9 protein-coding genes are annotated in these 13,380 nt (G+C 72.8%); 4 read left to right on the top strand and 5 right to left on the bottom strand.

What is annotated here, in order from left to right:
* Positions 1 to 23: 23 nt before the first annotated feature.
* Positions 24 to 1,367, bottom strand: a complete 1,344-nt coding sequence (locus AB0N80_RS12410) for a hypothetical protein (RefSeq protein WP_363578878.1) — start codon at positions 1,365 to 1,367, stop codon at positions 24 to 26.
* Positions 1,368 to 1,646: 279 nt separating this feature from the next.
* Between AB0N80_RS12410 and AB0N80_RS12405 the strand changes: the two genes are divergently transcribed.
* The 3 genes from AB0N80_RS12405 to AB0N80_RS12395 are packed head-to-tail and all read left to right on the top strand — an operon-like array spanning position 1,647 to position 7,220.
* Positions 1,647 to 3,128: a DUF3375 domain-containing protein gene (locus AB0N80_RS12405; RefSeq protein ID WP_363578877.1), complete on the top strand. Its 1,482-nt coding sequence runs from the start codon at positions 1,647 to 1,649 to the stop codon at positions 3,126 to 3,128.
* The gene (locus AB0N80_RS12400; RefSeq protein ID WP_363578876.1) at positions 3,121 to 3,879 is read left to right on the top strand and encodes a DUF4194 domain-containing protein; all 759 of its coding nucleotides are present in this window, start codon (positions 3,121 to 3,123) and stop codon (positions 3,877 to 3,879) included. Before AB0N80_RS12405 ends, AB0N80_RS12400 begins: the two co-directional genes overlap by 8 nt.
* Complete coding sequence (locus tag AB0N80_RS12395) at positions 3,876 to 7,220, top strand: SbcC/MukB-like Walker B domain-containing protein (protein ID WP_363578875.1); 3,345 nt, start codon at positions 3,876 to 3,878, stop codon at positions 7,218 to 7,220. Before AB0N80_RS12400 ends, AB0N80_RS12395 begins: the two co-directional genes overlap by 4 nt.
* A 42-nt stretch (positions 7,221 to 7,262) precedes the next feature.
* Here the strand turns inward: AB0N80_RS12395 and AB0N80_RS12390 are convergent, their stop codons facing one another.
* Entirely contained in the window at positions 7,263 to 7,994 is a 732-nt protein-coding gene (locus tag AB0N80_RS12390) for a hypothetical protein (RefSeq protein ID WP_363544015.1), read from the bottom strand.
* A 308-nt stretch (positions 7,995 to 8,302) separates the two neighbouring features.
* Here AB0N80_RS12390 and AB0N80_RS12385 point away from each other — a divergent pair, with 308 nt between their 5' ends.
* A complete protein-coding gene (locus AB0N80_RS12385; protein WP_363578874.1) occupies positions 8,303 to 10,078 on the top strand; it encodes a Na+/H+ antiporter in 1,776 nt (591 codons plus the stop codon).
* A 122-nt stretch (positions 10,079 to 10,200) separates the two neighbouring features.
* Here the strand turns inward: AB0N80_RS12385 and AB0N80_RS12380 are convergent, their stop codons facing one another.
* The 3 genes from AB0N80_RS12380 to AB0N80_RS12370 all read right to left on the bottom strand — a co-directional run bounded on the left by AB0N80_RS12380 (position 10,201) and on the right by AB0N80_RS12370 (position 13,252).
* Positions 10,201 to 11,226, bottom strand: coding sequence for a hypothetical protein (locus tag AB0N80_RS12380; RefSeq protein WP_363578873.1), 1,026 nt, complete (start codon positions 11,224 to 11,226; stop codon positions 10,201 to 10,203).
* Between the two features lie 155 nt (positions 11,227 to 11,381).
* Complete coding sequence (locus tag AB0N80_RS12375) at positions 11,382 to 12,050, bottom strand: response regulator transcription factor (protein ID WP_363578872.1); 669 nt, start codon at positions 12,048 to 12,050, stop codon at positions 11,382 to 11,384.
* Complete coding sequence (locus AB0N80_RS12370) at positions 12,047 to 13,252, bottom strand: sensor histidine kinase (protein WP_363578871.1); 1,206 nt, start codon at positions 13,250 to 13,252, stop codon at positions 12,047 to 12,049. The genes AB0N80_RS12375 and AB0N80_RS12370 overlap by 4 nt, the downstream gene beginning before the upstream one ends.
* Between the last annotated feature and the right edge of the window lie 128 nt (positions 13,253 to 13,380).

Here is a 13,380-nt window from a genome sequence, read left to right as displayed (position 1 = left end):
GAGCAGGTCTCCGTTGGTCGGGGTCAGCAGGCGGGCATGGGGGCGACGACGGGCACGGCCACGCGCGAGGAGCCCGCCGCGGCGAGCACGGGCTGCCCGACCCGCCCGACATTGTCGGCCACGACGCCGACGTCGGCCTGGTACAGGGTGGCGACCGCGAGGAAGAGATCAGCCCCGACGGGTGTCGCGCCCGAGGGGATCTGCGCGACCGTGCGGACGTGGCCGGCGAGGACGTCGAGCAGTGCCGCACCCCCGTCCACCAGGCGCAGCGGCAGCAGTCGCTGCCCCGAGAAGTAGGGGTTCGGGGTCAGAGCACCCCACGAGGCGACCTGCGTCACCAGCGCACCGGTCTTCAGTGGCGTCGATCCGTCCCAGCTCGCACGGTAGAGAGCGCCGTCGGCGGCGAAGAGGTCGCCCGCGACGGGTGTCGCTCCTACCGGCACGCCCCCGGGCTGTCCGAATTCGTAGGCCGTGCGCACCTCGTCGGCGGGCGAGCGGTACAGGCGCGCCGTACCGTCGGCATCGCGGAACGGGAGTTCGAACTGCCCGGTGAGCCCGCTGCCCTGGTCGTGCTCGACGAGCTGACCATATGCGACGAGCCCGGATGCCACCGCGACCCCGCCCCGATACAGCGTCGCGCCGGAGAGGAACAGGTCGGCGGCCACGGGCGTCGCACCCGCAGGGGTACCGGTCGCGGGAGTGGCGGCATTGTTCGCGGAGTCGAGGACGACGGCGGAACCATCGGCGAGGCACAACGGCAGAAGGAACGAGCCGCTCTTCGCCGGGTTCTCTGCAAGAGCACCGGCGGCGGCGACCTCGCGCAGGACGATACCCACCCCCTGGCGGTAGAGCACGTCGTCACGGAGGAAGAAATCGCCGGCCACCGGCGTGGCTCCCGCGGGCACCTCCGGCGCGGCGATGCTTCCGCGGGGGGTGAAGAGCACACACGCGTCGGGAGAGGCAGAAAGAGCCGCCGAGGCCGGTACCGCCTCCTCCGCCGACGCGGTGAGGGTACCGACTGCGCCACCCGTAGGGACGCGGATGTCGCCGCACGGCGCCACGCCATCGGAACCGGTGGTCACCGTCGACGACGAGGCACCGTCGGCGAAGGTGAAGCCGCCGCTGAGCTGAAGGGTCACGAGCTTGCCCGAGGCGGCGACGCCTGCGGAGTCCGCCCGCACGGTGGCGTCGGAGATGGCCATGCACATGGGCGCTTGGTAGCCGGTCGCCGAGAACGACAGCGAAGTGCCCGACACGGCTGCGGCAGCGGGCGCCGTGGCAATGGCCGCGACGGCCGGCACCGCCCAGACCGCCGCTCCGATGAGCGTGCGGCGCGAGGGCAGCGCCCGAGGGGCCGATGAAGACACGAGCGGCGCGTTGCAGACGTCGTTCACAGGGGTCCTTCCAGCCGGGCCCGCGCGCGAACGGCACGTGGGTTACCCGCCACTCTCACAAGGCGGGAACGAGGACGAAGACACCGCGGTCAATTCCCCGTCGGGGTGAACCCCGCCCCCCTCACCGCTCGCCCCGACACGACTCCCGTCCGCGACGGTCCGCCGCGGTCGGCTCCTCCCGCGGGCCCAGTCCTGTTCACCCACCCCGTCATCCGCGCGGGCGCGCGGGCCCGCGCCGGTAGACTTCAGCCAGTGACCCGCACCCGAGCCGAAGCCGCCTACCTGCGCTCGGCGACGGCGTTCAAGAACCCCACCCTCGACCTGCTGCACGGGCGTTTCGCGCCCTTCGTGGTGGCCGCCCTGTCGGTGGTGTTCACGCCCGATCGCCCCGCCGTCGCGGTCGCGGACGCCCACGTGGAGGTCGCGGAGGTCATCGAGGAGCTGCGCGCCGCCGGCATCGACACCGACGACGAGCGCCGCATCCCCGCGGGCTCCGCGCGTGAGATCTGCCGCGGCTGGGTGCGCGTGGGCTGGCTCGGCCTGCAGATCGAGGACGACGTCGAGGTCTACCGCCTCTCGGCGCACGCGGTCGGCGCCCTCGAGATCGCCGGTCGTGCCGGCGGCGGCCGCGCCCGGGTCTCGCGCTCGCGCGTGCGCACGCTGCTCGACGCCGTCGAACGTCTCGCCCGCGACGCGGAGAGCGACCCCGGCCGCCGCCGCGAGGCGCTGCTGGCCGAACGCGCCGCCCTGGATGCCGAGATCGCGGCGCTCGACGAGGGCGTCGTCGAGCCGCTCGACGATGACCACCTGCTCGAGGAGGCCGAGAACGTCATCCACCTCGCCCGCGAGCTGCCCGCGGACTTCTCACGCGTCGCGGAGTCGATCACGGCGATGCAGCGCGACGTCGTGGCGGAGCTCCGCCGCGACGTGCGTCCGACGGGCGACGTGCTGCGGGAGTACCTCGAACGCGGGCGGCAGGTGATGCAGGCCACGCCGGAGGGCCGGGCGTTCCAGGGAGCACTGCGCCTCATCGGCGACCCCGAGCACATCGACGACCTCACCGAGCAGCTGCATGCGGTGCTCACCCAGCCGTTCTCGCGCCTCATGACCCCCGAGCAACGGGGCGAGCTCGACGCGATCGCCCGCCGCGTCGAGGCCGGCGTGCAAGAGGTGCTGACCGCCCAGCGGCGCGCGTCGCACGTGATCACCGCCCAGGTGCGCACGCACGATCCGATCCGCGACCGCCAGGTCGACGACCTCCTGCGCGGCGTCATGGCGGGGCTGCACCGCTGGAGTCAGACCCGCGCACCCGGCCGCGTCGAACCGGTGCGGACCCTCCCCCTCGCCGACATCGGCCACCTTCGCCGCTCGGTGAGCGACGTGCGGCCGCCCGGAGCGCCCGAGCCCCTGGCATCCGCATCCGAGACGGCCGACGTCGAGTTCGCCACGGTCGACACGCGTGCCTGGGGCGGACCGCACTACCCCGAGCTCGAGGCGTACGTCGCCGGCCTCGGCGGCGACTTCGATCTCGCCGCGGCCTTCGCGGGCGCCGACGCTCAGACACGGCGCCCCGTCGACCTGGTCGGCTTGCTCGAGATCGTGCACCGGGGCGGCCTCGTCGAGACCGACGAGGTCTCGATCGTGGAGGCCGTACGCCCCGACGGAACGACCCGGCGCTTCGCGTTCGGCGCGGTCCGCGCCCAGAGCCACACAGAAACGGATGCCGATGACTGACCTCGAGTCCTCCCTCGCCGACACCGGCACCGAGACGGACACCCCCGCGTTCATCGCGCCCGTGGCGATGGAGAACGACCCCGACGCGCTCTTCGCCGGCGATCGCGGCGTCCTCGACGCGGACGTGCGCCGCGTGCTCGTGCGGATCTTGCAGCGCCGGTTCCTGCTGGCGGAGTCCTCCCCGACGGAGTGGAAGCTGCTGCTCGCCCACCAGCAGACGATCGAGTCGCGGCTGAACGACCTGTTCGTGCGCCTCGTCGTCGACCACTCCCGCGGGGTGGCCTACAAGGAGCAGGTGCGCAGCGACGAGCTCGACGTGCCGATCCTGCTCAAGGACGAGGCCTACTCGCGCGCCGAGACCCTCGTGCTCGTCTATCTGCGCACGGTTTTCCAGCGGGAGACCACCGCCGGTACCGGGTCCGCCCGCGTCGACGTCGAAGAGGTCGAGCAGACCGTGCTGACCTACTTCTCCGAGAGCGACGGCACGCGCGCGAGCCAGCAGCGCGCCGTGCGCACCGCGATCGCCCGCCTCGACCGCGAGGGCATCATCGAGGAGGAGTCTGAGGGCCGCTACCGCATCGGTCCCCTCATCGAGATCGTGCTGAGCGCCGAGACGCTGCGCGAGCTGCAGCGCTGGCTGGACGAGCAGACGACGGATGCCGCGACGCCGGCGGTGCGCAACGCCGAAGCCGACGCCGAAGCCGAGGCGGAGCTCGTGGCATCCGGAACGACCGAGGGAGAGCTCCCATGACCATGCTCGAGACCCTCTTCGGGCTCATCCCCGCCGCCTCCCGCGGGCAGCAGTGGGTGGCGGAAGACCTGCAGCTGATCAACTGGGGCGGCTACGACGGGACGCACCGCGTGCGTTTCGCGCCGACCGCGACGCTTCTGTGCGGCGGGTCCGGCTCGGGGAAGTCGACGCTCATGGACGCGTACGTCGCGTTGATGATGCCGCACACCACCCCCTTCAACGGCGCCTCGAACGGCGCGGTCGTGGGGCGCCCGCGCGGACAGGAGCAGCGCAACATCCTGTCGTACGGGCGCGGCAAGCTCGACGAGTCGCGCACCGACGAGGGCACGAAGGTGCGGGTGCTGCGCGGCGACGGCGTCGACACCTGGACGGCGATCGGCATGACCTGGGCCGACCACGACGGCGCCCGCTTCACCGCGGTGCGGGCCTGGTACATCCCCGCGACGGCCCGCACGCTCGACGACGCGGTCAAGGTGCGCGCGACCGTGCACGGCGCGTTCGACCTCCGAGACCTCGAGCGAGCGGCGCAGAGCCACCTCTCCGACGCGGCGGTCCGGGCCACGGGCCTCGACACCCTCGCCACCGACCGCGAATTCTCGGCCCGCCTTCACGCGGTGCTCGGCATCGGCGCGGCGGGGTCCGGGGCGAAGGCGATGAGCCTGCTCGCGCGCATCCAGGCCGGGCAGCAGATCACCACGGTCGACGATCTGTACAAGCGCATGGTGCTCGAGGAGCCCGAGACGCTCGCCGTCGCCGACGCCGTCGTGTCGCACTTCGACGGTCTCGAGGGCACGCGGACGCGCATGCTGGAGGCCCGCCAGCAAGTGCGGGCGTTGCAGCCCATCCGCGCGATGAAGACCCGCATCGACGAGGCCGCGGAACGACTGCGCCTCATCGACGCGCTCGGACGCTTCGGCGACCCCGAGTCGCGTGCCTCGCTCTGGCGCGCCCAGCGCCGCGTCGATCTCCTGGCGGCGGTCGAGACCGAGCTGCGCGAGCGCACCCACGCCACCGACGCCCTCGTCCGCGAGCGACAGGCTCTGGCGGATGCCGCCGAAGCCGAGCGCGAGGGACTGGGCGACGTGCTGCGCGCGGCCGGAGGCGACCAGCTCGACGCCGCCCAGCGCGAACAGCGTGCGCTCGAGCGGCGGCTCGCCGGGATGCAGCGCGACCGCGAGAGGTTCGACGCCGCCCTGTCTGTTCTGCACACGGAGGCGACCTCGGAGAAGCAGTTCGGCGCGCTGCTCGCCGAAGCCCGCGCCACCCTCGGCGATACTCTCGGCAAGAGCGCCGTGCGCGACGCGTTCGTCGCCGCGAGCAGCCGGCACACCGACCTGCGCCAGCAGCTCTCCGCCCTCGAGGCCGAGCACCGCCGCACGCAGACGCGCGACGACAACATCCCCCCGCGCCTGCACGAGGCGCGCGAGGCGCTGGCCGAGGCCGCCGGTCTCACCGCCGCCGACCTGCCCTTCGTCGCCGAGCTCGTCGACGTCCGCACCGAGTTCGAGCCGTGGCGCGGGGCGTTCACCCTCGCCCTCGGGGGGTTCGCGACGACCCTCCTCGTGGATGCCGCGCACCTGGCATCCTTCCGTGCCGCCATCGACGGTGTGCGCCTGTCGGAGCGGCTGCGGTTCGAGGGCGTGTCGACCGACCTGCCCGAGCGCACCGGGCTCGACCCCGCGACCCTGCCCGGACGCCTCGAGTACCGCCGCTCCCCCTTCACCGGCTGGCTGCAGGACCGCCTCGAGCAGCAGTTCGCGTTCGTCTGCGTGGATGCCGCCGCCGACCTGGCGCAGCACCGCCTGGCGCTCACGATCTCGGGGCAGACGAGTCAGGGCTCCCGCGGTGCGCACGGTGGATCGGTCCGCCAGAGCGTCCTGGGCTTCTCGTCCCGCGTGCGTCTGACCGAGCTCGGCGAGCAGATCGTCACGGTGCGTCGCGACCTCGCCACCGCGAAGTCGGCGGTCGACGAGGCCGCTGCGGCCCTCGACGCGTTCGACGAGCGGCGCAGCGCCCTCGAGAAGATCGCCGATCTGTCGTGGGACCAGGTCGACACGGCATCCGTCGAGCACGACCTCGAGCGCTGGAACGAGACGATCGTCGAGGTGACCGCGGGCAACCCGCGCATCGCCGAGCTGCAGGAGCAGATCTCCGGCACGCGCGCCCGCGCGGCGCGGCTGCGCGAGGAGATCGGGGCCGCCAAGACCGAGCAGCAGGCGCTCGCCGCACGCTGGGCCGAGGTCACCGACGAGGTGGATGCCGCGAACGAGCGCCTGGAGCGGGCGGAAGACGCCGCGATGACGCTGACGGTCGACGAAGCCGCGTACCTGGACGGGCTGTTCGTCGCGCCCTCCGACGACGCCTCCCCCTCGCAGCTGCTCTCCCGCTTCGACGCCGCCCTCGAGTCCGCCTCGAAGCGTCTGCTCGAGGAGCAGCGCGCCGCCCAGGAGACCTGGAGCGATCAGCGCGAGAGCCTGCGCCGCACCCTCACCGCCTTCACCGACCGGTGGCCGAGCCCGAACCTGCTGGCCGACCCCGACGAGTCGCTCGGCGACTTCGAGCGCATCCTCGCCGACCTCGAGGCGAGCGGCCTGCACGAACTCGAGGCGGAGTGGCGCGACTCGCTGCTGCAGCTGTCGGGCAACGACCTCACGAACCTCGACTCGGCGCTCACGCGGGCCCTGCGCGAGATCCGCGAGCGCATCGCGCCGATCAACGACATCATGCAGGATCTGCCGTTCTACGACGACGACCACCGCCTGCAGATCGTGCCGCGCGAGAACCAGTCCGAGGTGCGGCGCCGTTTCCGTCGCGAGTTGCGCGACGTGCGGGCGGCGATCGACGCGGCATCCACCGACGACGAGCGCGAGGCCGTGTACGGCCGCATGGCGCGGCTGATCGGCCGGATCCGCCCCACCGCACCCGACTTCGCCGACCTCGTCGACGTGCGCAACCACGTGCGCGTGAGCGCCGAGCGTTTCCGCGCCGACACCGGCGAGCACGTCGCCCTCTACGACCACATCGGCGAGAAGTCCGGCGGCGAGTCGCAGGAGCTCATCGCGTTCATCGTCGGCGCGGCCCTGCGCTACCAGCTCGGGGATGCCGGATCGGAGCGTCCGCGGTACGCCCCGGTGTTCCTCGACGAGGCCCTCATCAAGGCCGACGCACACTTCACCAAGCGCGCGATCGGGGCGTGGCGCGGTCTCGGTTTCCAGCTCGTCATCGGCGCTCCGAACGACAAGTACAGCGCGATCGAGCCGCACGTCGACGTCGAGTACGACATCCTCAAGGACACCCGGGGGCGGTCGTGGGCGAAGGCGAAGGTGGGCGTCGCCGGCTGACGCGAGCGGCGGCGCCTCGGCTCGCGCGGGCGCAGCGCGCGCTCATCCCTCACGGGCGCGGAGCGCGTCGTCGACGCCGCGGAGGACGGCGGGTCCGGGGCCGTTCAGCTCCGCTCGCGCCGAAGGGACATCGCGGAAGTACCGCACCACCGTGGCGACCTGGTTCGGGTCCGAACCCAGCGCCAGCATGGGCGCTTCGATGCCGGGTCCCCCTGCGTCGGCGACGAGCCGGAGCTTCGCGACCGGTCCCGTGCCCACATCCACCTCGGCGAGCTCGTCCCAGGTCCAGTCGATGCGGCCGCGACCACGAATACCTGTGAGCCCCTCCACCGTCACGTGGAGGCCGGCCGCCTCGCGCAGCCGCACGGTGTTCACGACGATGATGCCGAGGCCGAGCAGTCCGAGCGCAGAGGGCGCGCGCGTGAGCAGGAACGACGGCATCGTCGCCAAGTCCGCCACATCGACAACGATCTGCGCGACCGCGGGGAGCAGCAGAAGGCTCCCGAGCACGAACGGCATCGCCGTCGCGGCCGGGGCAGGGCGGAACCAGATGCCGGATGCCGACTCGTCGATGCGCACCACCCTCTCCCGCATCGTGCGGAGGAGCAGGTTCAGGCAGCCCGCGACGCCGAGGAGGGTGACGGTCGACGCACCCGTCACGAGGCGCAGGCCGGGTCGGCCGTCGGCGACCGCCATGACACCGGGCAGCACGGCGAAGAGCACGACGACGACGACGAGCCACGCGGGGCGTCGGCCGTTCGGGAAGACGGGCACACGCGCCTCCGCGGACGCCAGTCGAGGCGAGGTCGTGACGACACCCATCACCACGCTCCCCCGTCTCGTCGGCGCGATCGCGCCATCGGCCGATCGCCCCGTTCCTCCGCCAGAGTATCGAAGACGAGAACTGCTGCCCCTTCGATGCTCCTCCGCACCCTCCACGGCATGCTCATTCGGGACCGGTCGCTGAACGCGGCTACGCCGTCGTCGCGAGCGAGCCGCCCCGACCGGCGCGAACACCCCCTCGGGAATGTCCGGGCCCTTCTCTACGCTGAGTCCTGAGGGCATTGCGAAAGGCGGCACGGATGCAGGGACTCGAGATCACGGTTCTGCTGGGCCTCGCGATGCTCGTGGGCACGGTGTTGGCGCCGCGACTGCGCGTCGCGACGCCCCTCGTCCTCCTCGTCATCGGCCTCGCCCTGGGCTTCATCCCCGAGCTCCGTCAGATCGAGCTCCCGCCCGAGACCGTGCTGCTGCTGTTCCTGCCGATCATGCTCTTCCGTGAGGCGTGGACCACGTCCCTCCGCTCGGTGCGCCGGTCGCTGCGCTACATCATCCCGATGAGCACGCTCCTCGTCGTGGCATCCGCGTTCGCCGTCGCCGGGGTCGCGACGCTGCTGGGCGTGCCGTGGGAGGCCGCCCTGGTGCTCGGCGCGGCGGTGGCACCGCCCGACGCCACGGCGGTCGCCGCGCTCGGGCGCCTGCTGCCCGCCAAGACCTTCATGAAGCTCAAGGCCGAGAGCCTGACGAACGACGGCACCGCCCTGGTCCTCTACGCGATCGCCGTCGCGCTGCTGCTGGGCGACCAGATCACGCCGCTGCAGATCACCGGCATGGTGCTGCTGTCATACCTGGGCGGAGCGGCCGCGGGGATCGCGGTGGCCGCTGCGGCGTTCTTCGCCCTGCGACGGATGCAGTCGACCCTGACGATCAACCTCACCATGGTGCTGGTCCCGTTCGTCTCCTTCCTCATCGCCGAGCTCATCGACGCCTCGGGGGTGCTGGCGGTCGTCTTCGCGGGCCTCATCATGGCCTGGGTGTCGCCGCGGATCACCACCGCGATGTCGCGGAGGGCGGCGGATGCCACGTGGCCCTTCGGCGTCTACCTCCTCAACGGCGCGCTCTTCGTGCTGATCGGCCTCGAGGTGCAGCTCGTGCTGCACGAGATCTCGGGGTCGGAGATCGGCATCCTGCTCATCGTCACGGTCGCCGCCTGGATCGCCCTGTTCGTGGTGCGCTATCTGTTCCAGTGGATGTTCTCGCCCTTCTCGCGACCCGCCGCGGGATCGTCGCGGTCGCTCCGGCACCGGTCGCGGGTCGTGAGCACCGTGGCCGGGTTCCGCGGAGCCGTGTCACTGGCCATCGCCCTGTCGGTTCCCGTCACCACGGCCGCGGGCGACCCGGTCGCGGGACGCGACGCGATCGTCTTCGTGACGGCGGGCGTCATCGTGCTCACCCTTCTCGTGCAGGGACCGCTCCTTCCCGCGGTCATCAAATGGGCGAAGCTCCCGAACGACGATGCGGCGATCGAGGAGTACGAGCTCGCCGAACGCGCCATCTCGGGAGCCGCCCTCGCCGCCCTCGACGACCTCGCGGTCGAACACGGCATCAGCGATCGGGTGCGCGACCGCGCTCGGCGTGAAGGCTACGAGCGTCTCGAGCTCGCGAACGCGCGGGCCGTCGCCCGGCAGCGCGCCATCGAGGAGCGCGACCTCGCCGAACTCGACGCCTCTCTCGACGACGACGGCTCGGCGACCGGACCCGTCCCGCCGGACGGTCACGAAACCGACCGGCGCGGCGACGATCGCCGGGTCGACGACGGGGACGCGGCGGGCACGGCCTTCACCGGGCCCCTCCAGATGATCGCCGTCAGCGAAGACATCGACGTCACGCAGCGCTCCCCGCTGCTGCGTCACAAGGAGGCGCAGAGGCTGCGGCTCGCGGTCCTCGACCGCAAACGCGAAGTGCTGCTCCGGCTGCGCCGCGAGGGCACGATCGACGACCTCGTCGCACGCAAGATCCTCGCCGGCCTCGACCTCGAAGAGATCCGCACCCGCGGTCTCGAGAAGGCGGGCGAGTAGCCGCGCCGAGGGGAAGCGGCCCTTCGGTGAACGGGCGGCAGCGCTCGTCAGCGCCCCCGCAGACGAGGGCGTGAGGGCATCGGTCTCCGGTCGCGCCTGACCGGTGTTCCGCTCCGTGGGGATCAGCGGCGAGGAACCCCGCCCGAGCGGAGCGCCGCGGACGCCGCCTGATCGCGCGCGAGCACATCGTCGCCGCCGCGACCGCGCGTCTCGCGCGCCGACAGCCCCGCGTCGGTCAGCCGCCGGCGCAGGCCCGACGGCAGCTCGGGCAGCGTCGCCGCCATCCCCGCGGGCCGATGGGAGAGACCGAACAGCAGCACGAGCCCGGGGCCGTCCACCGGCCGTAGCTCGACGCGGGTCGGCGCCTCGCTCGCCGCCCAACGGAGCGACCGGAGCTCGGCGAGACCGAGGTCGACGATCGGTGCGCCTCCCGGCATCCGTTCCACCACCATCCGATCGGCGGTCACCCGCACGCGCGCGTCGACGGTGCGGGAACGTGCGATCAGCAGCAGGCCGCCGTAGACGGGCAGGCCGACGAGCCAGCCCAGGACGATGACGATGAGCAGCGGGCTCATGCGCATCGCGACATCGGAGAACCCGACCACGAAAGCGATCAGCGCGCCCCCGCCGCCCCCGATCAGGATGCCGAGCACGAGCCGATACGTCGACAGCCGCAGCGGCACGACCGGCAGGCGCAGCTCCCACACGTCTCCGCTCCGCTCCCACTCGGGAGTCACCAGCCGTGCCGCGCGCCGAGCGGAGTCCGCGCGGACGAGACCGGACACCCGCCCGATCAGGGTCAGCCAGACCCATCCCGCGGCCGGGACGGCCGCGTAGGACGCCGCCGTGACGATCGCCGCATCGACCGGAGCCGGTGCCGCGTGCTGCGTCAGCGCGTACAGAGCCACTCCGGCGGCCGCCGCGAGGCCGATGTGCAGCGAGAACGAGAGGGCGAGCGAGCGCAGGGTCATCAGCGTGCGGACGACCGCGTGCGCGACGAGCCAGCCCGCGGCGAGACAGAGGAGGAACCCTCCGAAGTCGAACGCCGTGCCCAGCAGGGGCACGGCCGCGAGACCGCACACCACCGCCCAGACCAGCGGATGCCCGAGCGCACCACGAACCCCGATGAGGCGTCGCCCTCCGCTCATGCGATCCCCCGCTCGTCCACGCCGACCCACCCCGCCGGTGTCACGATCCTACGAGGACCCGTGCGCCGACCCCGGCGGACCCGTCGGAGAGCGATGAGCCGCCCCGCCGCGCGCCCCGACGACATCCGCGCGGGCGACGATCGTGACGGTGGCCGTCACTCCCCCGGGACCAGCAGCCCGCTCTCGTACGCCGCGATCACCAGCTGCGCGCGGTCGTGCGCACCGAGCTTCAGCATCGTGTTCTTCACGTGGGTCTTCGCCGTGTGGGGGGAGATGAAGAGGGATGCCGCGATCTCGTCGTTCGACCGCCCGCGGGCGATGTGGCGCAGGACTTCCCGTTCCCGGTCGGTCAGCACGTCGAGCGACGGCGCCTCCCCCGCGACCGGCGCTGCGCGCCGCACGTACTTCTCGATGAGACCGCGGGTCGCCGCGGGCGACAGGAGCGCGCCCCCGTCGTCGACGGCGAGCACGGCGTGGATGATCTCCTCCGGCTCGGCGCCCTTGCCGATGAAGCCGCTCGCTCCGGCGCGCAGCGCTGCGACGACGTAGTCGTCCTCCTCGAACGTGGTGAGGATCAGCACGCGGGTGTCGGCCAGCGCCGGGTCGGTGCAGATACGGCGGGTGGCCTCGATGCCGTCCAGGCGCGGCATCCGGATGTCGCACACCACGACATCGGGGCGAAGCGCCTGGGCGAGCGCGACGGCCTGCTCGCCGTCGGCGGCGTCGCCGATCACCTCGATGCCGTCGGCCGCGTCGAGGAGGTCGTGCACCGCGGCGCGGATGAGGACCTGATCGTCGACGACGATGACGCGTGTCGGGCTCATGCGGAACCTCCGGGTCGAGCAGTCGGGCGGGGGGCGGGCACCGGCAGACGCGCGGCGAGACGATAGCCGCCGGGCGCCGGTCCCGCGTCGAGGCGACCGCCCGCCGACTCGACGCGCTCGCGAAGGCCGATAAGGCCGAAGCCCGACGGGGAGGGCTCGGCGGCGGCCTCCTCGGGGCGGAAGGGGTTGGTGACCACGACCTCGAGATCGTCGCCGTCACGACGCAGCAGCACGTGCACGCGACGGGCCGTGCCGTGCTTGAGGGCGTTGGTCAGCCCCTCCTGCACGACGCGGTAGGCGACGATGTCGACGCCGAGGGGCAGCACCTCGTCGGGGTCGCGCTCGTCGCGGACGGCCGCATCCCACCCGGCGACGCGCACCGACTCCACGACCGCCCCGAGACGCGCGAGCCCCGGTTGGTCGCGGGCGTCCACGTCGTCAGGGGTGCGCAACACGGCCAGCATCGAACCGATCTCGGCGAGCACGTCGCGGGAAGCGGTGCGGATCGTGGCGAGCGCCTCGCGGGCCTTGTCCGGGCGGGTGTCCAGTGCCGAGCTCGCCACTCCCGCGTTCAGGCTGATGACCGAGATCTGATGGGCGACGGCGTCATGGAGGTCGCGGGCGATGCGCAGGCGTTCTTCGCTCACGCGGCGCCGCGCTTCGGCCTCGCGCGTCTGCTCGGCGCGCCGGGCGCGCTCGAGAACCGCCGCGACGTACGCGCGGCGGGAGCGCGCGGCATCTCCGATCGCTCCGGCGAGCGCGACGGCGAGGCCGACCTGCAGGAACCGCGTGTCGAGCCCTGTCATGAGGCCGACGACGATGCTGGCGCCGACGAGCCCCACCACCCCCGCGATGGCCACGGGCGCGGCCTCCCTGCGCCCGACGCGGTCGGCCATCCCGTAGGCCGCGATCGCCGTCGTCAGCGCCGCCCCCGGCGCGAGTGTCCCGAGCACGAGGGCTCCCACGAAGATGGCGATGCAGACGACGAAGACGAGACGCGGCCACCGGCGGCGCAGCGGCAGCAGCAGCGCCGGCAGCACGATGAGCACGTGCACCAGGGGGCTCGACGGCCGCAACTCGGGGAACGGGACCGGCGCGAACGAGGGCACGACGACCAGCACGGCGATGACCACGTCGACGAGCCAGGCGCGCCCCGCCGGCACCAGGCGCGGCGGCGTGTCCGTGGCCGGGTCGGGTCGCATCCTCCCAGTGTGGACTGCTCACTCCCCCGCGGGTATCGCCCGCACGGGGCATTCGCGGAATACCCCCGCGGGGGGAGTCGCCCACCCCGCGCGAGCGACGCGGAGCGGTGCGCTCGCGAGCGACAGTG

Origin of the sequence: Microbacterium sp. NPDC089188 (genome assembly GCF_040685155.1) — a bacterium.
In the GTDB taxonomy this organism is placed as follows: Bacteria; Actinomycetota; Actinomycetes; order Actinomycetales; family Microbacteriaceae; genus Microbacterium; species Microbacterium galbum.
Note: the sequence above shows the minus strand (reverse complement) of the source record. Positions and strands in the feature narration are given on the sequence as shown.